The following is a 23,137-nucleotide window of genomic DNA, read 5'->3' on the forward strand; positions in this document are numbered from 1 at the left end:
CCAGCTTTTTTTTGTGCCGTTAATTTAGATAGCTGTCTGACTCGGGCTGGCAAAATCCACTGGATGACCGTGCCCGAGACAGGTTAACGCTATCTTGATAACTAACGCGCGTTTGTTGTCGGCGGGAAGCCCGAACGCGATGTAAATAATAATAGAGGGGATGATAGAGTGAATAAGTCACAGTTGATCGACAAAATCGCTGCAGGTGCTGACATTTCTAAAGCTGCAGCAGGACGTGTATTAGATGCATTTATGGAATCTGTATCAGAATCTCTGAAGTCTGGCGATGAAGTGGCGCTGGTTGGTTTTGGTACCTTCTCCGTGCGCGATCGCGCAGAGCGCACCGGCCGCAATCCGCAGACGGGTAAAGAGATTACTATCCCAGCGGGTAAAGTACCTGGCTTCCGTGCCGGTAAAGCGCTGAAAGACGCGGTTAACTAACTGCGGTATGCACCACCAGAGCATTTTCTTTGGTGGAGTGAGGATTGTCATCGCGTTCTCATGTACCATACTGGGCACATCACAATTCTGATGTGCCTTTTTTTATCTATCAATGACAAACGCGTAGCGCGTTGGTCAACATGGCGTGAAGGAGCAGGGCTTAATCACGCAGTGGCGCGAAACGTCCCCGGGAATGTGGGTCGTAGCGCTAACGGTTTATATTCACACTACAGCGGAGTGTTGTCACACCATGATGGACAATTTACGTGCGGCATCGAACCATGTCGTGCTCAAAATTATACTGGGTTTGATCATCCTTTCTTTCGTCCTGACCGGGGTGGGCAACTACCTGATCGGCGGTAACGGTGATTTTGCTGCAAAGGTTAACGGTGACGAAATCAGCCGGGCGCAGCTTGAAAGGGCTTTTTCCAGCGAGCGTTCACGTCAGCAGCAAATGCTGGGCGAACAGTTCTCAACCCTGGCCAGCAATCCAGGCTATATGCAGCAGATTCGTCAGCAGGCGCTTTCCCAGCTGATTGATGAAAAGCTGCTGGATCAGTACGCGAAAACGTTGAAGCTGGCTATCAGCGACGATCAGATTAAGCAGGCTATCTTTTCTCAGCCCGCTTTCCAGACTGACGGTAAATTCGATAACGCCAAATATCTCGGCCTTATCAATAATATGGGCTTCTCTGCCGATCAGTATGCAGAAGCACTGCGCAAACAGCTGACTACACAGCAGCTGATCACCTCCGTTACCGGCACTGACTTTATGCTGAATGGCGAAACGGATGCGCTCGCGGCGCTGGTGGCTCAACAGCGCCAGGTTCGCGAGGCGACAATCAACGTGGGTGCGCTTGTAGCGAAGCAGGCCGTCACTGACGAAGACGTTAAAAACTATTACGAGCAAAACAAAAACAGCTTTATGTCTCCTGAGCAGTATCGGGTGAGTTACATCAAGCTGGATGCGGCCTCGCTGCACGAAAACGTCAGCGAGAGCGAAATCAGAAGCTGGTACGATCAACATCAGTCTGACTACACCCAGCCTGAGCGCACCCGCTACAGCATTATCCAGACCAAAACCGATGCTGAAGCACAGGCACTGCTGGCCGAGCTTAAAAAGGGCGGTGATTTTGCCGCGCTGGCGAAAGCGAAATCCAGCGATCCTATCTCGGCTCGTCACGGCGGGGATATGGGTTGGCTTGAGCCGGACACCACGCCAGATGAGCTGAAAAGCGCCGGTCTGAAAGAGAAAGGCCAGCTTTCTGGCGTCATTAAATCGTCCGTCGGTTTCATTATTGCCCGCCTGGATGATATCCAGCCGCAGCAAATTAAGCCGTACTCTGCCGTTCACGAAGATATCGCGGCGAAGGTGAAGCAGGAAAAAGCCATTGATGCTTACTACAAGTTACAGCAGAAAGTAAGCGAGGCGGCCAGCAACGACAACGAATCCCTGGCGGGTGCTGAAGAGGTTGCGGGCGTTAAGGCTGTTGAAACCGGCTGGTTCAGCCATGACAACGTGCCTGCTGAACTTAACTTCAAACCCGTTCAGCAGGCCATCTTCAATGGCGGCCTGGTAGGGGATAACGGTGCACCGGGAAGCAATTCTGACATCATCACCGTTGATGGCGATCGTGCTTTTGTCCTGCGCGTGAGCGAGCATAAAGCTGAAGCAGTGAAACCGCTGAGTGAAGTGACCGCACAGATTACTGATACGCTGAAAACTGAGAAGGCTCAGCAGGAAGCGAAGGCGCTGGCTGACAAACTCCTGGCCGCGCTCAAAGCCGGCAAAGGCGAGCAGGCAATGAAAGCGGCTAACCTGAGCTTCGGTCAGCAGCAAACGCTTAGCCGTAACGGCCAGGATGCCATCACTCAGGCTGTCTTTGCTATGACGCCTCCTGCGAAGGATCAACCGTCATGGGGCGTAAGCGAAGATGGTCAGGGCAATGTCGTCCTTATCGCGCTCGACAGCGTGAAAACGGGCACCATGCCGGACGCGCAGAAGCAGGCCATGGTTCAGGGCGTCACGCAGAATAATGCGCAAATCGCGTTTGAAGCATTGCTGAGTAACCTGCGCAAAGAAGGTAAAATTAAGTACGGTGCAGCGGCACAGGCTCAGTAAGCCTCGCAGTTTTTTTGCAACGTACTGAAAAAGAAAAGGCCGCATTCGCGGCCTTTTCCATTTCTGTTATCCGCCGTTTGTATCCGCACTGCCTCTGACTTAGTTTGGACGTGCTGTCAAATACACGGAGGAAAACAGCATGAAACACCTTTCACTGTCTGCACTATTTTTTGCTTTAGCCCTTAGCCCTCTGGCTCTCTCAGTGGCACAGGCAGAAACCGCGACCAGCCGGGGCGCTGAGCCGGGCCTACAGATGGAATCAGGCCGAACGGCCACGGACGGGCAAATCAGTATTAATCACGCCACTGCGGAAGAGTTTGCCGCGGCGCTTAACGGGGTAGGCCTGAAAAAGGCAGAAGCCATTGTCAGCTACCGCGATCGCTACGGAGCCTTCACGCAAATCGAACAGTTAAAAGAGGTTCCCGGTATGGGTAACGCCCTGGTGGAGCGAAATCTGTCGCGGCTTAAATTGTGATCGGCTTCGCGGGATCCACCGCTTCCCCGTCAGATGTTCTGACTGCCTGCTAATCTTGAGGAGGTCATACCAGTGGGTATGGCCCTCTTAATGGCTGAGTGATTATGCACACAACAATAAAAGTACGTGGTTACCACCTCGATATTTATCAGCACGTCAACAATGCTCGCTATCTGGAATTTCTGGAGGAAGCGCGCTGGGAATGGCTGGAGAATCTGGAATCGTTCCACTGGCTTAACGATAACCATCTGGCTTTTGTGGTCGTGAACATCAACATCAACTATCGGCGGCCCGCCGTTATGGGTGACGTACTGCAGATAGAGAGTCAGCTTGTACAACTGGGAGGAAAAAGTGGGGTCATTGGTCAGACGGTGACGCTGGCACCGAACGGCGAGGTAGTGGCTGACGCCATGCTGACCTTCGTTTGCATCGATCTGCGCACGCAAAAAGCGCAGCCGATGGAGGGCGATTTAAAGCGCAGGATGGAAGCAATGCTTACAGCCCGGGTCGACACGAAACAGATGCCTGCATCCCGAGCCGGCCAGAAAGAGATGTCAGCATCACGAGCCGACCAGAAATAGAGGCTTTCAGATTAAGCCAGTTTTACGCTTCATCTCCTGCATAATGGCCTCTTTTTGATCGAAATATTCCTGCAAACCACGGGCCCTCAGGTTGCAGGCAGCGCACTCTGTGCAACCTGCACCTTTAATGCCGTTATAGCAGGTTAAGGTTTCGCTGCGTACCAAAGGCAAGTGCTGCCAGTAGTCGGCGAGCGCCCAGGTTTCTGCCTTATTCAGCCACATCAGCGGCGTTTCAAAGCGAACGTTGCGAGCCATGCCCAGGGTAACTGCGTGATTGAGGGCCTTAACAAATTCATCCCGGCAGTCGGGATAGCCAGAAAAGTCAGTTTCACAGACCCCGGTGATCACGGCTTCTGCTTCTACCTGATAAGCATAAATTGCTGCCAGAGTTAAGAACAGAATGTTGCGACCCGGTACAAAGGTACTGGGAAGACCCGTGGCATCAGGGTTCCAGGCAGGGACAGGGATGCTGTCGCGCGTCAGGCTGCTGATTGCCAGCTCATTAAGGAGCGTAACGTCCAGCACCTTATGCGCCCGCGCGCCCAGAGATTGAGAAAGCGCTGCCGCCACCTCAATTTCTTCCCGGTGACGCTGACCGTAATCAAAGGTGACACAGTGCACTTCGTCATACTGTTTCAACGCCTGTATCAAACAGGTGGTTGAATCCTGACCACCGCTAAAGACCACTACTGCACGTTTCATACTTTTAACCTTATTCATTTATTGCGGCCTATGGTAATCCCTGCCGCGGCAGAAGGGTAGCCTCAGCGCCAGGCCAGGTGGCGAAACGGCGCAGGCCGGGCAAAAATGGGCTACATCTTCTGCAAATTTTTGACGGATTCAGCGCCGCATGCCATTTTTTCCACTGCGGGCGAACGTTTGAAAAGCGTCAGCAGTATTCCGCTAAGGAACGGCAGCATGAGCCACAGCGACTGCGGAGAGATGGGATTACCGTTTATTGCGGCTTCCAGCGCAATGGCAATCAGCGGAAACACAAGGAAGACCAGTGATGCCTGAAAGGCTCTGGCCAGCTTTTGCAACAAAAAATAGCACAGGATACCGGCTACGCCTGCCACCACGCCAAGATAGACGATTGCCATTAATGCACCCTGAGTAAAGTCCGCCACGCTGGGTTTTTCAACCAGCCACCCCGTGGCGGTCAGCATCATCCCTGCCATCAGGCAGGGCAGGGCGTTATAGGTCATGACGGATACCTGATGGCAGCGCTTTTTACACTGCACGTACATAATCGCATGCAGACAGACTGCTGCGATCAGTGCCAGCACGCCTGTAAAAAGGCTACCGTCATGCTGGTGCGATTCCAGCCAGATAATAGCGGCCAGCGCGGTCAGACTGATCGCTAACCCACAGACCTGCTGCAGCGAAGTACTCTCTTTGAGAAAGATAATGGAGGCGGCCAGTACCGCCGCAGGCATGGTTGAAAAAATGATGGCGGCAAGGCTGGATGAAGTATACCGCTCCCCAAATATCATCAGGGTAAAGGGGATCGCAAAGTAGAAGATCGTGACGGCCGCCTGAAACAGCCGACTGCCGCGAGGAAACAGAAAGGGTGCCTTCATTATCCAGCACAGCAATAGCAGAAAAGGGGCAGCCGAAAGAAAACGTAATCCGGTGGCGAAAAGTGGAGGTACTGACCCGACGGCTATTTTCATGGCCATCCACGTTGTTCCCCATGTTAATGAAACGACGATAAACAGCAGAACAATAATCAATTTTCTATAAGAGTGCGTTTGCATAAATGATCCCTCAGTAACCGTTGGCACAGGTTAGCGAATTATCCTGAGCAATTTTTGCTATACTGATGGCGTCAATTTGGGGATGAGGAGAAAAAATGCCTGATTCAGCGCTGGATAAGAAGGATTTTTTGCTCCTTTCACTGCTTCAACAGGATTGTACGCTCTCATTGCAGGCGCTGGCGGATGCCGTACACCTGACCACCACACCCTGCTGGAAGCGCTTGAAACGCCTGGAGGATGAAGGCTATATTCGCGGACGGGTAGCGCTGCTTGATGCGGATAAGCTGGCACTGTCATTAACCGCCTTTATGCTGATTAAAACGCAGCAGCACAGCAGCAGCTGGTACCAACAATTCGTTGAGGTTGTGAAGGCGATGCCGGAAGTGATGGGCTGCTACCGTATGGCGGGCGAATATGACTACCTGCTGCGGGTCCAGGTCGCCGATATGAAAACCTATGACGCTTTTTATAAACGTTTGGTGAACGGTGTTCCAGGTTTACTTGATGTGACTTCGAGCTTTGCCATGGAAGAGATAAAATACACCACGGCACTTCCGCTAAGCTGATGGTTACGTATTGATGTTGAGGCTTACCCCTATCCAGGACGGTTTTTGTGCGATTGTTTAAGCAATTAAGCTGGTATTTTATTCGTGAATGGCGGCGCTATTTGGGCGCGGTGTTCCTGCTAATCATCATTGCTCTGCTGCAACTGCTGCCGCCCAAAATCGTCGGTATCATTGTTGATGGTGCCACAGCGCATCGGATGCATGCTTCTGGAATTATCATGTGGGTTGGCGTGATGCTGCTCACCGCTGTGGTGGTATATCTTCTCCGCTACGTCTGGCGCGTACTGCTGTTTGGCGCTTCCTATCAGCTTGCAGTGGAGCTTCGGCAGGATTTCTACCGTCAGCTCAGCCGTCAGCCGCCAGAATTTTACTTGCGACACCGTACCGGCGATCTGATTGCCCGCGCGACCAATGACGTTGACCGGGTGGTATTTGCGGCTGGCGAAGGCGTGCTGACGCTGGTTGATTCGCTGGTAATGGGCATGGCGGTGCTGATTGTCATGAGTACCCAAATTAGCTGGCAGCTTACGCTGCTGGCACTTCTGCCCATGCCAGTGATGGCGGTGGTGATTAAGCGCTACGGTGACCAACTGCATCAGCGATTTAAGGCGGCGCAGGCGGCATTCTCTTCCCTTAACGACCAGACGCAGCAGAGCCTGACCAGTATTCGTATGATTAAGGCGTTCGGACTGGAAGACAACCAGTCCGGGCAGTTTGCCGCGGCCGCGCGTGATACCGGGCAAAAAAATCTGCGTGTCGCCCGCGTGGATGCCCGCTTTGATCCCACCATCTATATTGCCATTGGCATGTCGAATTTGTTGACGTTCGTCGGAGGCAGCTGGCTGGTCTGGCATGAACAGCTGACGCTGGGGCAATTAACCAGCTTTGTGATGTATCTTGGCCTAATGATCTGGCCAATGCTAGCCCTGGCGTGGATGTTCAACATCGTCGAGCGCGGAAGCGCGGCGTGGAGCCGTATACGCTCCCTGCTGGCAGAGATGCCGGGCGTTGAGGATGGCACCAAAGTTCCCCCGACGGATCGCGGTCAGTTGCAGATCGCCGTGCGGGAATTTAGCTATCCCGGTGCAAATCGCCCCTCGCTAAAACATATTAACGTCAGCCTGAAACCGGGCCAGATGTTAGGGCTGTGTGGCCCAACCGGCGCCGGGAAAAGCACCTTGCTCAGTCTTATCCAGCGACATTTCGATATTGCGCAGGGCGATATTCGCTTTCATGGCATTCCACTGACGCAGCTGCGGCTGGATAGCTGGCGCAGCCGATTAGCCGTGGTCAGCCAGACGCCGTTTCTCTTCTCTGATTCGGTCGCCAACAATATCGCGCTGGGCAGGCCGGGTGCCAGTCAGAGCGACATTGAGCAGGCGGCGAAGCTGGCCTACGTTCATGAGGATATTCTTCGCCTGCCCCAGGGCTATTCCACGGAGGTCGGTGAGCGTGGCGTTATGCTTTCCGGTGGTCAGAAGCAGCGTATTTCCATTGCCCGGGCGCTGCTGCTGAATGCTGAAATCCTGATACTGGACGATGCGCTTAGCGCAGTGGATGGCCGCACCGAACATCAGATATTGCAAAACCTGCGGCGCTGGGGTGAGGGGAGAACCATTATCATCGCTGCCCATCGCCTTTCTGCACTCAGCGAGGCAAATGAAATACTGGTTATGCAGAAGGGAACGGTCGCCCAGCGTGGACAGCATGAGGCGCTGGCCGCAACGCCGGGATGGTATCAGGAGATGTACCGCTATCAGCAGCTTGAAGCAGCGCTTGATGAAGATGAGACCGTGAAGGAAACAGGCAATGAATAATCTTGCACAGCTCTGGCCGACGCTGAAGCGTCTTCTGTCTTATGGCTCACCGTGGCGCAAATCAATTGGGCTGGCGGTGCTGCTATTATGGATTGCCGCGGGTGCAGAGGTTATTGGTCCCATACTGGTGAGCTATTTTATTGATAACCTGCTGGCAAAGCACAACATGCCACTGGGGATTGTCACCGGACTGGCGTTCAGCTTTCTGTTATTACAGGGACTCGCTGCCGCGCTGCATTACTGGCAGGCGCTGCTTTTCAATCAGGCTGCGGTAGGCGTTGTGCAGCAGCTGCGGACTGACGTAATGGATGCCGCTCTGCGTCAGCCGTTGAGTGCTTTTGATACGCAGCCCGTTGGTCAGATTATCTCGCGGGTCACTAACGATACCGAAGTCGTGCGGGATCTCTATGTGACGGTAGTTGCCACCGTCCTGCGCAGCGCGGCCTTAATCGGGGCCATGCTGGTAGCGATGTTCAGTCTGGACTGGCGAATGGCGCTGGTTGCTGTCACCATTTTCCCCGCAGTGCTGACGGTGATGCTTATCTATCAACGCTACAGTACGCCAATTGTACGGCGGGTCCGAAGCTATCTGGCCGATATTAACAATGGCTTCAATGAAGTGATTGGCGGCATGAGCGTTATCCAGCAGTTTCGTCAACAGGCCCGCTTTGGTGAGAGGATGGGTGAAGCCAGCCGATCGCACTATCTTGCCCGTATGGAAACGCTGAGGCTGGATGGCTTTCTACTGCGTCCACTCTTGAGCCTCTTTTCAGCGATTATCCTCTGCGGCCTGATGATGCTGTTTGGCTTTTCATCGGTGGGTTCCGTTCAGGTCGGTGTGCTTTATGCCTTTATCAATTATCTCGGCCGGCTTAACGAACCGCTGATAGAGCTAACGACCCAGCAGTCGATGCTGCAGCAGGCCATTGTGGCGGGCGAGCGCATTTTTGAACTGATGGATGCGCCTCGCCAGCACTACGGCGCAGACGCAAGACCGCTTGTGACGGGCAGCATTGAGATTACCGATCTGACCTTCGCCTACGATGACCACCGGCCCGTGCTTAATGACATCAACATCACCATTCCCTCCCAACGTTTTATCGCGCTGGTGGGGCATACCGGCAGCGGCAAAAGTACGCTGGTTAACCTGATGATGGGGTATTACCCGCTGAAGCAGGGAGAAATTCGCCTCGATGGGCGGCCGCTTGATTCCTTAAGCCATGATGCACTGCGGCTGGGCGTGGCCATGGTTCAGCAGGATCCTGTGGTGCTGGCTGATACTTTTTTTGCCAACGTTACGCTGGGACGTGATATCAGCGAAGAGCAGGTCTGGCAGGCGCTGAAAACGGTACAGCTTGCTGAACTTGCCCATAGTCTCTCCGACGGTATCTATACCCGTCTTGGTGAGCAGGGTAATAATTTGTCGGTTGGACAGAAACAGCTGCTGGCCATGGCGCGCGTTCTGGTGGCCTCTCCGCAGATTCTAATCCTCGATGAAGCCACGGCGAATATCGATTCAGGCACGGAGCAGGCGGTTCAGAAAGCGCTGGAGATCGTTCGGCAGCAAACCACGTTGGTGGTGATCGCCCACCGGTTATCCACTATTACCGAGGCGGACGAAATCCTGGTGTTACACCGTGGCCGCATCGTGGAACAGGGTACCCACCGACAGCTCCAGGAGAAGAAAGGGCGCTACTGGCAAATGTACCAGCTACAGCAGGTAGGGCAGGATCTTGAGGCCGGTAATGTGTTGGCCAGCTAACTACTATGCTGGCTGTTGGCTGACAACTGACAACTGACAACTGACAACTGACAACAGATAGCTGATAGCAGATAACAGATAGCTGGTGACAGCTAACACCTTATCAACCTGCCGCTTCGCTGCACTATTTTCTGGCGTCGGGTTCCTCGTATCAATCCCATCTGCACTCACCTGAGGCGTTACGCACTCTAATGGTGCGTTTTTTTTGCCCGCGGCGGGCCGCTATAAAAATCCCTTCATGCTGATAAGCCGACAATACCTGGCCCAACCTGGTTTAGCATCTGAAACGGACCACTTTCAGATTTATGGCACAGGCTTTGCTTTATTTAGCCGGTGTCGGGCGAATCAGCCATTTTCAATACCTGGAGGGGATCGTATGAAGCTGGTTACCGTGGTAATCAAACCGTTTAAACTGGAAGATGTGCGAGAAGCACTCTCCTCTATTGGTATTCAGGGGCTTACCGTAACTGAAGTAAAAGGGTTTGGTCGCCAGAAGGGCCATGCAGAACTCTATCGCGGTGCTGAATACAGCGTGAACTTCCTGCCAAAAGTAAAAATAGATATTGCAATTGCAGACGATCAGCTCGACGAAGTGGTTGATGTCATTGGTAAAGCCGCTTATACCGGCAAAATTGGTGACGGCAAAATTTTTGTTGCTGAGCTGGAGCGTGTGATTCGAATCCGTACCGGTGAAACGGACGAAGCGGCACTGTAACCCCGGGGCTAAGAATTGTGATGGGATGGGATAAAATGAATAAAAAAATTGCTAAATTGGGCCTCGCAGGCCTGGCAATGTTACCGTCGCTGGCGATGGCAGCAGCGCCACCGGTCGCGGATAAAGCCGATAACGCCTTTATGATGATTTGCACCGCGCTGGTGCTTTTTATGACCTTACCCGGAATTGCACTGTTTTACGGTGGCCTGATCCGCGCCAAAAATGTGCTCTCCATGCTGACACAGGTTTCTGTCACTTTCGCCATGGTTTGCGTACTGTGGATGATTTACGGCTACTCTCTCGCCTTTAGCGACGGTAACGCCTTCTTCGGCGGTTTCAGCATGGCGATGCTGAAAAACATTCAGCTCACGTCGCTGGTGGGCACTTTCTATCAGTATATCCACGTCTCTTTCCAGGCATCGTTCGCCTGCATCACCGTGGGACTGATTGTCGGTTCAATTGCAGAACGCATCCGCTTCTCTGCCGTGCTGATTTTTGTCGCTATCTGGCTGACCTTCTCTTATTTACCTATCGCCCATATGGTCTGGTCCGGTGGCCTGCTGGCGCAGGATGGAGCACTGGATTTCGCGGGTGGCACCGTGGTGCATATCAATGCCGCAGTGGCGGGACTGGTAGGCGCTTACCTCGTGGGCAAACGCGCGGGCTTTGGTAAAGAGGCATTCAAACCGCATAACCTGCCCATGGTTTTCACCGGTACGGCAATCCTTTATGTGGGCTGGTTCGGCTTTAATGCGGGCTCGGCCAGCGCGGCAAACGAAATTGCGGGTCTGGCATTCCTGAACACCGTGATGGCGACAGCGGGTGCGATGCTTAGCTGGACGTTCGGCGAGTGGGCCCTTCGCGGCAAACCTTCTTTACTGGGCGTCTGTTCCGGTGCCATTGGTGGTCTGGTCGCGATCACGCCTGCCTGTGGTTACGTTGGGGTCGGCGGTGCTCTGATTATTGGTATCGCGGGTGGTCTGGCGGGTCTCTGGGGCGTGACCGTCCTGAAGAAATGGCTGCGCGTTGACGACCCCTGTGATGTGTTCGGCGTCCATGGCGTTTGCGGGATTCTGGGCTGTATCCTGACCGGCGTATTTGCCTCCTCCTCACTGGGTGGCGTAGGTTACGCTCAGGGCGTGACCATGGGGCATCAGATTGGCGTTCAGTTATTCAGCGTTGGCGTGACCATCGTCTGGACTGGCGTCGTCGCCTTTATCGCCTTCAAAGTGGCGGATATGACGGTTGGGCTGCGCGTACCAGAAGATCAGGAACGTGAAGGTCTGGACGTTAACAGCCATGGTGAAAACGCTTATAACCAGTAAGCGTAAAGCACGAGATTGACAACAGCCAACGGCTCCCGGTAAGTGGGAGCCGTTTTTTTACGAAAACAAATCAGTTTCAGGCCTGGCGAAGACGCATAACGCCTTCCTGAACGGTCGATGCCACCAGCGTGCCGTCAAGGTTATAAAATTCTCCACGAACAAAACCCCTGGCCCCGGATGCCGAGGTACTTTCAACGCTGTACAACAGCCACTGATTTAAATCGAACGGGCGGTGAAACCACATTGAATGGTCGATGGTGGCAACCTGCATGCCCGGCTCAAGAAACCCTTTCCCATGCGGCTGAAGAGCAACCGGCAGAAAGTTGAAGTCGGACGCGTACCCTAGCAGATACTGATGGATCCGCTTCTCTTCCGGCACGTTGCCGTTAGCTTTTATCCAGACGTAGCGGCGGGGTTCCTCTACGTGCCCTTTAAGGGGGTTATGGAAGCTGACCGGACGGAACTCAAAGGGCTTTTCCGCCAGAAACTTCTCTCTCAACTTTTCGGGGATAAAAGGTGCGAGCTGTGCTGCAATTTCACTCTCACTGGCTAAATTTTCCGGCCCGGGAACATCTGGCATGGTCTTCTGGTGCTCAAATCCGCTTTCAGGTGCCTGGAAAGAGGCGGTCATAAAAAATATAGGCTGACCGTTTTGCACGGCGCTGACGCGGCGAGCGCTAAAACTCTGCCCATCGCGCAGCGTTTCTACCTCATAGACGATGGCTTTCTGGCTGTCGCCCGGTCTGAGAAAATAGCTGTGGAAGGAGTGGATAACGCGTTCGGCGGGTACCGTCTGCTTGGCGGCACAGAGAGCCTGACCCACAACCTGCCCGCCAAATACCTGACGAAGCCCCAAATCTTCGCTCTGACCCCGAAACAGCCCTTCTTCGAGCTTCTCGAGATGAAGCAGATTCAATAAATTTTGTAATGCCTGGCTCATTATGGCCTCTCTGTGGTGTTTTTTTAGTTTTTCAGTCGGAGTCGTCAGCGCAGCATGCAGGCTAACAATCAACATAAAAGGCGGTTAAACGGCAGTAACAGGAAAAAATCAGTAACTTGTGCCAGAATAAACTCAACGGGTTAGTGTTGCACTACTCCCGGTGACTCACCGAGATCACGCTATTAACATTGATCATAAGGAGAATAAGTCAATGAAAGTTTTACCAATATTAACGGGCGCCGCACTGGCTGTCGCATTATCCGGATGCGCTCAAAAAGGTCACGATGTGCCTACCGCGACGCTGGCATCACAGGTAGCCGGTCAGCAGGCTACTCTTCGCCAGCCCAACGTCAGCGGTAGCATCTACATCCGCCAACGCATTGCATTACCGCCGGATGCCGTTTTAACGGTAACGCTCTCTGATGCGACCGTGGCTGATGCTCCTTCGAAAGTTATTTCACAGCGCGTCGTTCGCACGGATGGAAAACAGGCACCGTTCAAATTTATCCTGCCGTTTAACCCGTCTGATATTAAGCCTGACGCGCGTATCCTGCTCAGCGCCGCCATTACTGTTAATGGCAAGATGATGTTTATCACCGATAGCGTCAAGCAGGCGGTTAATACCGGTGGTCATAAACAGGATTTGGTATTGGTTCCGGTTCCGTCCATGGCTCTGCCAACACAGAGCGGGGCGGCGACAACCCTGCCGTCGACCTCTCCAACGCAGGTTAGTCCTTCATCTTCCGTACCCGCACCGACCTCACTGTAACGTTTTCCCGCCTCTTTTGGGGCGGGTTATTCTATCCAGCGATAACGCCGTAGCGAAACTTTTCCCTCACGACTGACTTCTACTCCGTCGCGCAAGAGTGCATCGCGCTGACGCGTGAGATCCTCACCCGTCTGCGAAATTGCACCCATGCTATTGATGACGCGAAACCAGGGGAGGGTGCTCCCTTCCGGCAGGCGTTTAAGCACGCCGCCAACCTGGCGCGCAGCGCGTGGGGAGCCAGCCATACGGGCGATATCACCATAGGTGGCGACTTTACCTGTCGGTATTGCAGCAACAATCTGCCAAATGCGCTGTGGGAATGAATCTTGCTCATGCATATTTTTGCCCTCTCAGCGGAACTGTAATAAAAATTGGGCAAAAATTGAAGGGATCGAACAAGAAAACAACGGTCACCGCGCGATAGGTTGCAATTGAGGAGGGGTTCATTGATAATGCCCTCGCTCCATAACATGGAGCTTGTCAATGGGGGCCCGGTTGGTTCTCCCGCAATGCTAACTTGTGAACTCGGTCAGATCCGGAAGGAAGCAGCCGCAGCAGGTGACGCGTGTGCCGGGATGTAGCTGGCAGGGCCCCCACCCAATTCCCCCTCCAGCTTTTCTTAACTCGCTACTTTTAATCGTATAATTTTGATTTAACGAACGAATTTCCATACCGCGACCGGGACTTTATCGTAGAGTTTATTCATTGTCAGTTCGGCAAGACGATGATCGGCAGCGGAATAAAATACGGCCAGCTCGTTTTCAGATAATTCGTATTTATTCTTTTCTATTACACGCTCAAGGGTGTCGATTGACCGACAGCGCCTCAGGCGCATCAAATAATCAGTTTTGGTTAGAAGTTTGTCTGTCATTGTTAAACCGTTGAAAAAATAATGGGTTGCTAAAATGAATGGCTTGCCTGCGAGACGACCTGAGCACATTCCTCTATGAAAATATTAAACAAACGCTTCGCTGTTTTTTGCCAGCGCTGTAAATCCTGAACGTTGATTCCGTAATTACTAAAGAGCATGAACGTATCATCCAGGTATTCATCTACCTGACTTATGAGTTCATCATCTTCAATATGTTTAATTTTGTAATTCATGGTGAATCCGGCAATATGCTCGATCAAATCGTTAAGCTGCAAATTGATTGCCGAAGTAGGATCATTAACCCATCCATGATGGCTATCACCTAATGTAGCCATGCTTTCATCATACAAGTTTTCACACAAGAATTTAAGCTGGGCGATATCATGCCTTTTTGGTGAGTATTCGTCCATCTTTTTCCCCTCCATAGCTAGTGAAAGATGCCGCATGTGCGGGCTTTTCAGCGAGTTGTGTGCCAGGAAGTGATAAGGGTTATCTCGTTATTAACCCCTGCTAAAATATAACGTAGATAATATGTCTTTTTAATAACAGTTTTGTAAATCAAAATTCGTCTGCGGCTGTTGCTGGTTCAGTATCAATAAAATCAAAAACGAGCGCATCGCCTGTGTGATGAAAAATGACCGTTTCGCTTAGGGTTTCCTCAGCATCAATATCGAGGCAGGCGTTGAACAGGGACCAACGAAAACTATAGGCCATCTTATAACTTGATTCACCTAAATATTCTATAGAAATAATTTTGATACTCTCGGGAACATATTGGGCATTTTGTGAATACCAAATCAATGATCCTGTAAGTTCATCCGCTATTTTGGGAATAATCCGCTGAATAACCTCAGCCAATGCCGCCGGGTTACCCTCAGTTTTTTCTAAATTACATGAGATGGTTTTGCGCACTTTTTCCCCATGAGTTAATTAATGCTTATAGAGATAATTAGTCTTAAGAGGCTATTAATCAAGCCCCTAAACAGTGCTGTTAACTATCTTGATGATTTGGCTATTATTTATCTTAGTAGATAAAACCATTTACTGCGATAGATAAAAGTCGGAAGTTGAGTTTTTTTTATATAACCGCCCATGCCTCAGCCCTATTTTGGAAATAATTAGATACATTTTGCCGATATCTTCTTAAATAAAAAATCCGGTATATTGTTATGTTATAACATAACTAAAGGGTGTCATAATGAGTTCAAACTTCACTCTGTCGCAGCATGCGACACTTTTTTGCCGCTCGTCCGGGCTGCGCCTGATGCTTGCCGCAGGGCTGGCATTTATTCTGCTGCTACTCACCGGGTGGGCGTTGGCCTGATGATTACCTTCAAACAGCTTACCGTGGGCTATCAGGGCAGGGCGGTCACCCCGGCGTTGGATGGCACCTTGTTGACGGGCTCAATGACTGCCCTGGTTGGCGCTAATGGTTCCGGAAAATCAACCTTACTGAAAACGCTGGCCGGTTTATTGCACCCGGTCAGTGGGTCACTCAGTCTGCCTCGTTCATCCGTCAATATCGCCTGGCTGCCGCAGCAGTCTGAAATTGACCGCAGTTTTCCCATAAGCCTGTTCGATCTGGTGGCGATGGGATGTTGGAAAAAATGCGGTTGGTTCGGTGGTATAGATAAGGCCATGCGGCGAAGCGTTATGTCAGCGCTGGAAAAGGTCGATATGCTCGACTTTGCCTTCGCTCAGCCAGGCACGCTCTCCGGTGGACAGCTGCAGCGCGTGCTATTCGCGCGCTTATTAGTGCAGGAGGCCAGCCTGCTGCTGCTTGATGAACCCTTCACAGGCATTGATAGTCAGACAACCCAACAGCTGCTATCGCTGCTCAAAGAGCGCCACGAAGCAGGCTGTACGCTGATTGTCGTTCTCCATGATATGGCAACGGTGGAGAACTATTTTCCACAGCGTATACGCCTGCAGGAGCATCATGCCGAATGGTCCGTTTCCGATAGCGTGCTGTCCCGGCAGCATTCCCCGCGTTCTTTGGGGGCGTAATGATCCTGTCCGTAATGCATCCCTTTATTGAATTTGGTTTTATGCGTCGCGCGCTGGTGGCCTGCATTGCGCTTTCGCTCAGTGCCACGCCACTGGGAATATTTCTTCTGTTACGCAGAATGAGCCTGGTGGGCGACGCACTCTCCCATGCCGTTTTACCCGGTGCAGCAATTGGCTATCTGATTTCCGGGCTGTCTCTGGTCGCAATGGGCACCGGCGGGGTGATTGCCGGATTATCCGTTGCGCTGCTATCAGGGGCGGTGAGCCGCTACACCCCGCTGCGGGAGGATGCCAGCTTTGCCGGATTTTATCTCGGATCGCTGGCGCTGGGCGTTACCCTCGTTTCGCTGCGCGGATCCAGCGTCGATCTGCTGCATGTCCTCTTTGGCTCCCTGTTAGCCGTAGATAATCCCTCCATTATGTTGGTGAGCGGTATCGCCGCCGGGTCATTGCTGATACTCGCAATAATTTACCGCCCGCTGGTCATTGATGCCTTTGATCCCACTTTTTTGCGCGCTCAAAACCGCTGGGCCGCTCCGCTGGTACACGGCATTTTTCTGATACTGGTCGTTATCAATCTGGTCGCGGGATTCCAGGTGCTGGGCACCCTGATGTGCGTGGGGCTGATGATGCTCCCCGCTGCCGCCGCCCGTTTCTGGAGCCTGACGCTACCGGGCACGATTTTGGCAGCGATGATCCTGGCCGTTGCGGCCAGTTTTAGCGGCCTGATGGGGTCATTTTACCTCTCTCTGCCCGCGGGGCCGGCGGTCGTGCTCAGCGCGGCCATGCTGTTTTTTATCTCAATTCTTTTGGGACCCTGCGGCGGCCTCTTCCGTTCGCACGGTCGTTTTTCTGGTGGTAAGGAGAAAGCATGAAAAAGTTACCCGTCGCGCTGGCGCTGGCATCATTACTGGTCGCGCCCCTGGCTATGGCTAAAACCGTCAACACGGTAGCCAGTTTTTCAGTACTGGCTGATATCGTGAAGCAGGTGGGAGGCTCTCACGTCAACGTTAAAAGTCTGGTGGGTTCGGATGGCGATCCGCATAGTTTTGAACCCACGCCCCAGGATAGTCAGGCACTGGCTAAAGCCGATGTTGTATTTGTCAGCGGCCTGGGCCTGGAAGGGTGGATGGATCGCCTTGTTAAGGCATCAGGCTATAAAGGGGAGGTGATCGTCAGCTCTGAAGGGATCGCCACGCGTTCAATGGAGGAGGAGGGGAGAGCCATTACCGATCCCCATGCCTGGAATAGCATGAAGAACGGCGTGGTTTATGCCACTAACGTAATGAACGCGCTGATCAAAGCCGATCCGGCTGATGCGGATTATTTTCGTCAGCAGGGATCGGCCTATATTGCGCAGCTTAAGAAACTGGACCGCTGGGCACAATCCAGCTTCGCGGCCATTCCTCTGGAAAAACGCAAGGTGCTGACCAGTCACGATGCCTTTGGCTACTTCGGCCAGCGCTACGGCGTGAGCTTTATGTCCCCTGTTGGTTTCTCAACCGAGTCTGAGGCCAGCGCATCTGATGTCGCGGCGCTTATTACCCAGCTCAAAAGCGAGCATATCCACACCTATTTTATTGAAAATCAGACGGATCCTCGTCTGGTGAAGCAGATCGCTGCCTCCTCAGGCGCTCAGCCCGGTGGGGAACTCTACCCGGAAGCGCTAACCCGCAAAGGGGGAGACGCGGCAACCTATACCGCGGCGTTTACGCATAATGTCAATGTCATGGTCGCCAGCATGAAATAACGAAGACAAGGGCGCTGATGTGAGCTGAGCAAGCGTCAGCGCCAAAAAAAACGGGCCATCAATTAATGGCCCGTTTTTTATAAGCGGAGATTAGCGTTTCTTTTTTCTTCCCTGTACTGCCTTAAAGCGTGGATTGCTTTTACAGATGACGTAAATCCGCCCCTTACGACGCACCACCCGGCAATCCTTGTGGCGTTTTTTAGCTGAAGCCAGTGAGCTTAAAACCTGCATGATGCGACCTTACTGAGTTTTAGAAAAAAAACGGCCAAAACGCTCATTAAACCGATGCGCGCTGCTCTCTTTGGCAAAATCTTTCTGCTTGCCGGTATAGTGCGGATGAGAGGCTGAAGAGGTATCCAGCGGCACATAAGGCCAGGTTTTGCCATCCCGCTCCACGGTACGGTCAGTTTTAATCGTCGAGCCCACCATAAACCAGGCATCGGCGCTGGTGTCATGGAACGCGACGGTGCGGTAGGCCGGATGAATATTCGATTTCATAAAGTGCATCCTTTTTGATACGTTATAACATAACATTAATTATGCCCCCACCACTACGTAAATGCAAGTGCAGCCGGAGGGAAGACCAGCGGAGGAAAGGACGTCAGCGCTCAGGGTGCTGGAACAGAGTGGGTGTAAAGATGGAGATGTTCAGCGAGGATGAATGAGGCAGGGAGTTGAAGTCGCGGGGGAGTCGTTCCAAAAAAAAGAGGCCGCGGGCGGCCTCTTTTATGTTTCGTTCAGGAAAGATTAGTGCTGATGCTGGTCATCGGGATGACCGTGCTCAAGCTCTTCTTTGTTTTTACTGAAGCGGCGGCGGACCACCACAAAGAATACCGGAACAAAGAAGATGGCAAGAATAGTAGCGGTCACCATCCCGCCCATCACGCCAGTCCCTACCGCATTCTGCGCACCGGAACCTGCACCGGTGCTGATAGCCAGCGGCAGTACGCCGAGAATAAAGGCCAGAGAGGTCATAAGAATCGGACGAAGACGCATACGTACCGCCTCAAGCGTAGATTCAACCAGCCCTTTGCCCTCTTTCTCCATCAGATCTTTAGCAAACTCAACAATCAGTATGGCGTTCTTCGCTGACAGGCCAATGGTTGTTAACAGCCCTACCACGAAGTAAACGTCGTTACTGAGCCCGCGCAGCGCGGTGAAGAGTAGCGCCCCGATAACACCTAATGGCACCACCAGCATAACGGAGAACGGAATTGACCAGCTCTCATACAGCGCCGCGAGGCAGAGGAATACCACGATCAGCGAGATAGCGTAGAGTGCGGGTGCCTGGTTACCGGATAAGCGTTCCTGATAGGACATACCGGTCCAGTCAAAGCCAATGCCCTGCGGCAGCTTCGAGGCCAGCTGTTCCATCAGATTCATCGCTTCACCCGAACTTTTGCCTTCCGCTGCCTGACCAAGGATCTCCATTGACGGCAGCCCGTTGTAACGTTCCAGACGCGGTGAACCATACTGCCATTTTGCACTGGCGAAGGCTGAGAAAGGCACCATCTGGCCGTTAGAGCCGCGGACGTACCACTTATTGATATCATCCGGAAGCATACGGGAATCGGCCTGGCCCATCACATACACTTTCTTCACGCGGCCACGGTCAATAAAGTCATTGACGTAGGAACCGCCCCAGGAGGCACCGATGGTGGTGTTGATATCAGAAATCGATACGCCAAGGGCTTCGGCTTTCTCCTGATCGATCATCAGCTTGTACTGTGGCGTATCTTCCAGACCGTTTGGACGAACACCCACCAGCGTATCCGGATGCTGGGCAACCATGCCTAACAGCTGATTACGGGCCTTGGTCAGTGCATCGTGTCCAAGGTTAGCCTGATCGATAAGCTCAAAGTCAAAGCCCGTTGCGTTACCCAGTTCGATAATCGCCGGCAGGTTGAACGGAATGACCATGGCATCTTTGATGGCGCCGAAGGCCTGCATCGCACGGCCCGCGATACCATCAACTTTGTTTGCCGCACCGCTACGATCGTCCCAGGGTTTGAGACTGACGAAGGCAATACCGGTATTCTGTCCGCGACCCGCAAATCCGAAGCCGTTAACGGTAAAGACCGAATTAACGTTAGCCTTCTCTTTGGTCAGGAAGTAGTCAGTCACCTGATCGAGCACTTTTTGCGTACGCTCCTGCGTTGCGCCAGCAGGTAGCTGTGCCTGCGCAAGCAGCAGCCCCTGATCTTCTTCCGGCAGGAAGGAGGTCGGTAGCTTAACGAAGATCACCGCCATCAGAGCCACAATCGCCAGATAGATCAGCAGATAGCGGCCCGTGCTGCGGATGATATGGCCTACGCTGTTGGTATAGTGATCGGTGCTCTTTTCAAACATGCGGTTAAACCAACCAAAGAAGCCGGTCGTGATACCGTGATCGCCCTTTTTGATAGGTTTTAGCATGGTGGCGCAGAGTGCTGGCGTCAGTACCAGTGCAACAATAACTGACAGCACCATTGCCGATACGATGGTGATAGAGAACTGACGATAGATAACGCCGGTTGAACCGCCAAAGAATGCCATCGGAATAAATACCGCCGACAGGACCATGGCGATACCGACCAGCGCGCCCTGGATCTGCTCCATCGACTTACGGGTCGCTTCCTTCGGCGGCAGGCCCTCTTCGGCCATAACACGCTCGACGTTCTCTACCACCACGATGGCATCATCGACCAGCAGGCCTATCGCCAGCACCATCCCAAACATCGTTAGCGTGTTTATGGAATAGCCAAAAGCATTGATAATCGCGAACGTACCCAGCAGAACGACCGGCACCGCGATCGTCGGGATCAGCGTTGCGCGGAAATTTTGCAGGAACAGGTACATCACGATAAACACCAGCACAATCGCCTCAATCAGGGTTTTCACCACTTCATTGATGGAGATTTTAACAAACGGCGTTGTATCGTAAGGGTAAACCACCTTCATCCCTGCCGGGAAGAAAGGCTCCAGTTTGCCCAGCTCTGCTTTTACCGCGGCGGCGGTATCCAGTGCGTTAGCGCCGGTCGCCAGCTTGATACCGATACCGGAGGCCGGTTTACCGTTATAGCGTGCGATGATCTCGTAGTTTTCACCCCCCAGCTCAATTTTCGCCACGTCCCTGAGCAGTACGCGCGACCCATCCGTATTCACCTTCAGCAGAATTTTGCCGAATTCGTCGGTTGAGGTCAGACGCGTTTGCGCGATGATTGAGGCGTTGAGCTGCTGGCCCGGTACCGGTGGTGAACCGCCTAACTGGCCGGCTGCCACCTGGGCATTTTGCGCGGTAATAGCGCTAATCACGTCCACCGGCGTCAGCTGATAGTTGTTCAGCTTGTGCGGGTCCATCCAGATACGCATTGCATACTGCGCACCAAATATCTGGGTGTCACCCACGCCCAGCGTACGGCTGATGGGGTCTTTGATGTTGGAGGCAACGTAGTCCGAAATATCGTTCTGCGTCATACTGCCGTCCTGGCTAACAAACCCGGCTACCATCAGGAAGCTGCTGGAGGATTTTTGAACCTGAATCCCCTGCTGTTGCACTTCCTGCGGGAGCAGAGGCGTAGCCAGCTGCAGTTTGTTCTGCACCTGAACCTGTGCGATATCGGGATCGGTACCTGACTGGAAGGTCAGCGTAAGCTGCAACGTACCGGATGAATCGCTGTTTGATGACATATACATCAGGCCATCAATGCCGTTCATATTTTGTTCAATTACCTGGGTAACTGAGTCCTGTAGCGTTTTAGCATCCGCACCCGGGTAAGTCGCTCGAATCTGAACTGACGGCGGCGCAACATTGGGATATTGCTCAATCGGCAGTTTTAGAATCGACAGCACACCCGCCAACATAATAATGATGGCGATGACCCACGCAAAAATGGGGCGATCGATAAAGAACTTAGCCATGTATCAGCGGCTCCTGTTTAAGACTTAGGTTGTTCAGACTTTGCCTTGTCGGCATCATCTGTACTGACTTCCTGTGGCGTAACCTGAGCACCAGGTTTCGCACGCTGAACGCCAGTCGTAATGACTTTATCGCCAGGTTTCAGTCCGGCAGTCACCAGCCACTTATCACCAATCGCCTGCTCGGCTGTGATCGTACGGGATTCGACTTTGTTATCTGCCCCAACGACCAGTGCGGAGGCTTCGCCGGTTGGCGTACGGGTTACGGCCTGCTGCGGAACTAACAGTGCATCAGGATTGGTGCCCTCCTCCAGACGCGCGCGAACGAACATTCCGGGCAGTAAGCTCTCATCAGGATTCGGGAAAACCGCGCGCAGCGTAATGGAACCGGTGCTCTCATCGACGGTAACCTCAGAAAATTCTAATGTTCCGCTCTGCGGATATTCTTTACCATCCTGCGTTAACAGTTTGACCTTAGCCTTACCGTCAACCTGCTTTAACGTGCCCGATCTCAGCTCGTTACGCAGGCGCATAAAGTCTTCACTGGACTGGGTAACATCAACATAGATGGGATCGAGCTGCTGCACCGTTGCCAGCGCAGTCGTTTGTCCACTCTGCACCAGTGCGCCTTCCGTTACGGAAGATTTACCAATGCGCCCGCTGATAGGAGAGGTGACACGCGTATACGCCAGATTGATGCGTGCGGTTTCGACATTCGCCTGTGCCGCCTGAACGGCTGCCGATGTCTGACCCTGGGTGGCCATCGCCTGATCGTAATCCTGCTGGCTGATGTATTTGGTGCCCAGCAACGGCTTATAGCGTTTCACCGTCACTGCGGCAATATTCGCATTGGCCTGAGCCTGAGCCAAATCGCCTTTTGCACTGTCCCATGCGGCTTTATAAGGTGCAGGATCAATCTGGTAGAGAGATTCCCCCGCCTTAATATCCGTACCTTCAGCAAAGTTGCGCTTCAAAATGATGCCTGAAACCTGTGGGCGAACTTCAGCAACACGGAACGACGAGGTACGACCGGGAAGATCGGTAGTAATGGTGAGCGGGGAACTTTTCAGCGTCACCACACCGACTTCAGGTGGTTTCTGTTGTCCAGTCTGCTGCTCTTTGTTATCACATCCTGTTAGCACTAAGCTGCCTGAAAGCATCAGAACGGCCGCCAGAGGCGTTAACCCTCTGTTTTTGTTCATAAATAAACCTCGAGTGTCCGATATCGATTGTTCAATGGATCACAAACCCATAAACCCATTGCTGCGTTTAAATTATGGTCGTGCTATGGTACATACATTCGCAAATGTATGTAAGTCCACCTTTTTGTAAAAAACTCCCT

The 23,137-nt window shown here is 52.7% G+C and carries 24 protein-coding genes, 1 other RNA gene and 1 pseudogene; 15 read left to right on the forward strand and 11 right to left on the reverse strand.

What is annotated here, in order from left to right:
* Positions 1 to 168 precede the first annotated feature (168 nt).
* The 4 genes and pseudogenes from hupB to AAGR22_RS06280 form a co-directional block, all read left to right on the forward strand.
* Positions 169 to 441 (forward strand): nucleoid-associated protein HU-beta, encoded by a 273-nt coding sequence (gene hupB / locus AAGR22_RS06265; protein ID WP_067705265.1) that lies wholly within the window; start codon positions 169 to 171, stop codon positions 439 to 441.
* Positions 442 to 691: 250 nt separating this feature from the next.
* A complete protein-coding gene (gene ppiD / locus AAGR22_RS06270; protein ID WP_345830944.1) occupies positions 692 to 2,563 on the forward strand; it encodes a peptidylprolyl isomerase in 1,872 nt (623 codons plus the stop codon).
* Positions 2,564 to 2,702: 139 nt separating this feature from the next.
* Positions 2,703 to 3,038 (forward strand): helix-hairpin-helix domain-containing protein, encoded by a 336-nt coding sequence (locus AAGR22_RS06275; RefSeq protein ID WP_345830945.1) that lies wholly within the window; start codon positions 2,703 to 2,705, stop codon positions 3,036 to 3,038.
* Positions 3,039 to 3,142: 104 nt separating this feature from the next.
* Positions 3,143 to 3,532, forward strand: a pseudogene (locus AAGR22_RS06280) (YbgC/FadM family acyl-CoA thioesterase); the annotation flags it as partial.
* Positions 3,533 to 3,625: 93 nt separating this feature from the next.
* Here AAGR22_RS06280 and queC read toward each other — a convergent pair.
* Both queC and AAGR22_RS06290 read right to left on the reverse strand, forming a co-directional pair.
* Entirely contained in the window at positions 3,626 to 4,321 is a 696-nt protein-coding gene (queC, locus tag AAGR22_RS06285) for a 7-cyano-7-deazaguanine synthase QueC (RefSeq protein ID WP_345830946.1), read from the reverse strand.
* Between the two features lie 110 nt (positions 4,322 to 4,431).
* Positions 4,432 to 5,376, reverse strand: coding sequence for a DMT family transporter (locus AAGR22_RS06290; protein ID WP_067705270.1), 945 nt, complete (start codon positions 5,374 to 5,376; stop codon positions 4,432 to 4,434).
* A 95-nt stretch (positions 5,377 to 5,471) separates the two neighbouring features.
* Between AAGR22_RS06290 and AAGR22_RS06295 the strand changes: the two genes are divergently transcribed.
* The 5 genes from AAGR22_RS06295 to amtB all read left to right on the forward strand — a co-directional run bounded on the left by AAGR22_RS06295 (position 5,472) and on the right by amtB (position 11,561).
* Complete coding sequence (locus AAGR22_RS06295; RefSeq protein ID WP_067705272.1) at positions 5,472 to 5,942, forward strand: Lrp/AsnC family transcriptional regulator; 471 nt, start codon at positions 5,472 to 5,474, stop codon at positions 5,940 to 5,942.
* 47 nt (positions 5,943 to 5,989) lie between these two features.
* Positions 5,990 to 7,759 carry a SmdA family multidrug ABC transporter permease/ATP-binding protein gene (locus tag AAGR22_RS06300; protein ID WP_345830947.1) on the forward strand — a complete coding sequence of 590 codons (1,770 nt, stop codon included), beginning with the start codon at positions 5,990 to 5,992 and terminating at the stop codon, positions 7,757 to 7,759.
* Positions 7,752 to 9,521 (forward strand): SmdB family multidrug efflux ABC transporter permease/ATP-binding protein, encoded by a 1,770-nt coding sequence (locus AAGR22_RS06305; protein WP_067705276.1) that lies wholly within the window; start codon positions 7,752 to 7,754, stop codon positions 9,519 to 9,521. The genes AAGR22_RS06300 and AAGR22_RS06305 overlap by 8 nt, the downstream gene beginning before the upstream one ends.
* Positions 9,522 to 9,897: 376 nt before the next feature.
* Positions 9,898 to 10,236, forward strand: coding sequence for a P-II family nitrogen regulator (glnK, locus tag AAGR22_RS06310; RefSeq protein ID WP_067705278.1), 339 nt, complete (start codon positions 9,898 to 9,900; stop codon positions 10,234 to 10,236).
* A 35-nt stretch (positions 10,237 to 10,271) separates the two neighbouring features.
* Positions 10,272 to 11,561 carry an ammonium transporter AmtB gene (gene amtB / locus AAGR22_RS06315; RefSeq protein WP_067705572.1) on the forward strand — a complete coding sequence of 430 codons (1,290 nt, stop codon included), beginning with the start codon at positions 10,272 to 10,274 and terminating at the stop codon, positions 11,559 to 11,561.
* 76 nt (positions 11,562 to 11,637) lie between these two features.
* Here the strand turns inward: amtB and tesB are convergent, their stop codons facing one another.
* On the reverse strand, positions 11,638 to 12,501 hold the full coding sequence (gene tesB / locus AAGR22_RS06320; RefSeq protein ID WP_345830949.1) for an acyl-CoA thioesterase II: 864 nt from the start codon (positions 12,499 to 12,501) through the stop codon (positions 11,638 to 11,640).
* Between the two features lie 211 nt (positions 12,502 to 12,712).
* Here tesB and AAGR22_RS06325 point away from each other — a divergent pair, with 211 nt between their 5' ends.
* The gene (locus AAGR22_RS06325) at positions 12,713 to 13,270 is read left to right on the forward strand and encodes a YbaY family lipoprotein (protein ID WP_067705282.1); all 558 of its coding nucleotides are present in this window, start codon (positions 12,713 to 12,715) and stop codon (positions 13,268 to 13,270) included.
* A 26-nt stretch (positions 13,271 to 13,296) separates the two neighbouring features.
* Here AAGR22_RS06325 and AAGR22_RS06330 read toward each other — a convergent pair whose 3' ends face one another.
* On the reverse strand, positions 13,297 to 13,608 hold the full coding sequence (locus AAGR22_RS06330) for an MGMT family protein (protein ID WP_067705283.1): 312 nt from the start codon (positions 13,606 to 13,608) through the stop codon (positions 13,297 to 13,299).
* Between the two features lie 155 nt (positions 13,609 to 13,763).
* On the opposite strand from AAGR22_RS06330, the gene ffs reads away from it, so the two are divergent.
* Positions 13,764 to 13,860, forward strand: an RNA gene (gene ffs / locus AAGR22_RS06335) — signal recognition particle sRNA small type.
* Positions 13,861 to 13,922: 62 nt separating this feature from the next.
* Here the strand turns inward: ffs and AAGR22_RS06340 are convergent.
* The 3 genes from AAGR22_RS06340 to AAGR22_RS06350 all read right to left on the reverse strand — a co-directional run bounded on the left by AAGR22_RS06340 (position 13,923) and on the right by AAGR22_RS06350 (position 15,053).
* Complete coding sequence (locus AAGR22_RS06340) at positions 13,923 to 14,141, reverse strand: HHA domain-containing protein (protein ID WP_067705285.1); 219 nt, start codon at positions 14,139 to 14,141, stop codon at positions 13,923 to 13,925.
* Between the two features lie 29 nt (positions 14,142 to 14,170).
* The gene (gene tomB / locus AAGR22_RS06345) at positions 14,171 to 14,551 is read right to left on the reverse strand and encodes an Hha toxicity modulator TomB (protein WP_067705573.1); all 381 of its coding nucleotides are present in this window, start codon (positions 14,549 to 14,551) and stop codon (positions 14,171 to 14,173) included.
* A gap of 148 nt (positions 14,552 to 14,699) precedes the next feature.
* A complete protein-coding gene (locus AAGR22_RS06350) occupies positions 14,700 to 15,053 on the reverse strand; it encodes a hypothetical protein (protein ID WP_345830950.1) in 354 nt (117 codons plus the stop codon).
* A gap of 286 nt (positions 15,054 to 15,339) precedes the next feature.
* Between AAGR22_RS06350 and AAGR22_RS06355 the strand changes: the two genes are divergently transcribed.
* From AAGR22_RS06355 to AAGR22_RS06370, 4 genes are read left to right on the forward strand one after another with little or no spacing between them, the layout of a single operon-like run.
* Positions 15,340 to 15,465, forward strand: coding sequence for a hypothetical protein (locus tag AAGR22_RS06355; protein WP_345830951.1), 126 nt, complete (start codon positions 15,340 to 15,342; stop codon positions 15,463 to 15,465).
* Positions 15,465 to 16,148 carry an ABC transporter ATP-binding protein gene (locus AAGR22_RS06360; RefSeq protein WP_067705577.1) on the forward strand — a complete coding sequence of 228 codons (684 nt, stop codon included), beginning with the start codon at positions 15,465 to 15,467 and terminating at the stop codon, positions 16,146 to 16,148. The genes AAGR22_RS06355 and AAGR22_RS06360 overlap by 1 nt, the downstream gene beginning before the upstream one ends.
* A 5-nt stretch (positions 16,149 to 16,153) precedes the next feature.
* A complete protein-coding gene (locus AAGR22_RS06365; protein ID WP_345831555.1) occupies positions 16,154 to 17,023 on the forward strand; it encodes a metal ABC transporter permease in 870 nt (289 codons plus the stop codon).
* Positions 17,020 to 17,898 (forward strand): metal ABC transporter substrate-binding protein, encoded by an 879-nt coding sequence (locus AAGR22_RS06370; RefSeq protein ID WP_345830952.1) that lies wholly within the window; start codon positions 17,020 to 17,022, stop codon positions 17,896 to 17,898. Before AAGR22_RS06365 ends, AAGR22_RS06370 begins: the two co-directional genes overlap by 4 nt.
* Positions 17,899 to 17,988: 90 nt before the next feature.
* Here AAGR22_RS06370 and ykgO read toward each other — a convergent pair whose 3' ends face one another.
* The 4 genes from ykgO to AAGR22_RS06390 form a co-directional block, all read right to left on the reverse strand.
* Positions 17,989 to 18,129: a type B 50S ribosomal protein L36 gene (gene ykgO, locus AAGR22_RS06375; RefSeq protein ID WP_073980990.1), complete on the reverse strand. Its 141-nt coding sequence runs from the start codon at positions 18,127 to 18,129 to the stop codon at positions 17,989 to 17,991.
* Between the two features lie 9 nt (positions 18,130 to 18,138).
* On the reverse strand, positions 18,139 to 18,396 hold the full coding sequence (locus AAGR22_RS06380) for a type B 50S ribosomal protein L31 (RefSeq protein ID WP_345830953.1): 258 nt from the start codon (positions 18,394 to 18,396) through the stop codon (positions 18,139 to 18,141).
* 249 nt (positions 18,397 to 18,645) lie between these two features.
* Positions 18,646 to 21,798 carry an efflux RND transporter permease subunit gene (locus AAGR22_RS06385; RefSeq protein ID WP_345830955.1) on the reverse strand — a complete coding sequence of 1,051 codons (3,153 nt, stop codon included), beginning with the start codon at positions 21,796 to 21,798 and terminating at the stop codon, positions 18,646 to 18,648.
* 17 nt (positions 21,799 to 21,815) lie between these two features.
* Positions 21,816 to 22,997 carry an efflux RND transporter periplasmic adaptor subunit gene (locus AAGR22_RS06390; protein WP_067705295.1) on the reverse strand — a complete coding sequence of 394 codons (1,182 nt, stop codon included), beginning with the start codon at positions 22,995 to 22,997 and terminating at the stop codon, positions 21,816 to 21,818.
* Positions 22,998 to 23,137 lie beyond the last annotated feature (140 nt).

Source organism: Erwinia sp. HDF1-3R (genome assembly GCF_039621855.1).
Lineage (GTDB): Bacteria > Pseudomonadota > Gammaproteobacteria > Enterobacterales > Enterobacteriaceae > Erwinia.

Excerpts from the sequence above, each read along its gene's own strand:
- ppiD (WP_345830944.1), top strand. The coding sequence starts at position 692 with ATGATGGACAATTTACGTGCGGCATCGAACCATGTCGTGCTCAAAATT.
- AAGR22_RS06275 (WP_345830945.1), top strand. The coding sequence starts at position 2,703 with ATGAAACACCTTTCACTGTCTGCACTATTTTTTGCTTTAGCCCTTAGC.
- queC (WP_345830946.1), bottom strand. The coding sequence starts at position 4,321 with ATGAAACGTGCAGTAGTGGTCTTTAGCGGTGGTCAGGATTCAACCACC.
- AAGR22_RS06290 (WP_067705270.1), bottom strand. The coding sequence starts at position 5,376 with ATGCAAACGCACTCTTATAGAAAATTGATTATTGTTCTGCTGTTTATC.
- AAGR22_RS06295 (WP_067705272.1), top strand. The coding sequence starts at position 5,472 with ATGCCTGATTCAGCGCTGGATAAGAAGGATTTTTTGCTCCTTTCACTG.
- AAGR22_RS06305 (WP_067705276.1), top strand. The coding sequence starts at position 7,752 with ATGAATAATCTTGCACAGCTCTGGCCGACGCTGAAGCGTCTTCTGTCT.
- glnK (WP_067705278.1), top strand. The coding sequence starts at position 9,898 with ATGAAGCTGGTTACCGTGGTAATCAAACCGTTTAAACTGGAAGATGTG.
- amtB (WP_067705572.1), top strand. The coding sequence starts at position 10,272 with ATGAATAAAAAAATTGCTAAATTGGGCCTCGCAGGCCTGGCAATGTTA.
- tesB (WP_345830949.1), bottom strand. The coding sequence starts at position 12,501 with ATGAGCCAGGCATTACAAAATTTATTGAATCTGCTTCATCTCGAGAAG.
- AAGR22_RS06325 (WP_067705282.1), top strand. The coding sequence starts at position 12,713 with ATGAAAGTTTTACCAATATTAACGGGCGCCGCACTGGCTGTCGCATTA.
- AAGR22_RS06330 (WP_067705283.1), bottom strand. The coding sequence starts at position 13,608 with ATGCATGAGCAAGATTCATTCCCACAGCGCATTTGGCAGATTGTTGCT.
- AAGR22_RS06340 (WP_067705285.1), bottom strand. The coding sequence starts at position 14,141 with ATGACAGACAAACTTCTAACCAAAACTGATTATTTGATGCGCCTGAGG.
- tomB (WP_067705573.1), bottom strand. The coding sequence starts at position 14,551 with ATGGACGAATACTCACCAAAAAGGCATGATATCGCCCAGCTTAAATTC.
- AAGR22_RS06355 (WP_345830951.1), top strand. The coding sequence starts at position 15,340 with ATGAGTTCAAACTTCACTCTGTCGCAGCATGCGACACTTTTTTGCCGC.
- AAGR22_RS06360 (WP_067705577.1), top strand. The coding sequence starts at position 15,465 with ATGATTACCTTCAAACAGCTTACCGTGGGCTATCAGGGCAGGGCGGTC.
- AAGR22_RS06370 (WP_345830952.1), top strand. The coding sequence starts at position 17,020 with ATGAAAAAGTTACCCGTCGCGCTGGCGCTGGCATCATTACTGGTCGCG.
- ykgO (WP_073980990.1), bottom strand. The coding sequence starts at position 18,129 with ATGCAGGTTTTAAGCTCACTGGCTTCAGCTAAAAAACGCCACAAGGAT.
- AAGR22_RS06380 (WP_345830953.1), bottom strand. The coding sequence starts at position 18,396 with ATGAAATCGAATATTCATCCGGCCTACCGCACCGTCGCGTTCCATGAC.
- AAGR22_RS06385 (WP_345830955.1), bottom strand. The coding sequence starts at position 21,798 with ATGGCTAAGTTCTTTATCGATCGCCCCATTTTTGCGTGGGTCATCGCC.
- AAGR22_RS06390 (WP_067705295.1), bottom strand. The coding sequence starts at position 22,997 with ATGAACAAAAACAGAGGGTTAACGCCTCTGGCGGCCGTTCTGATGCTT.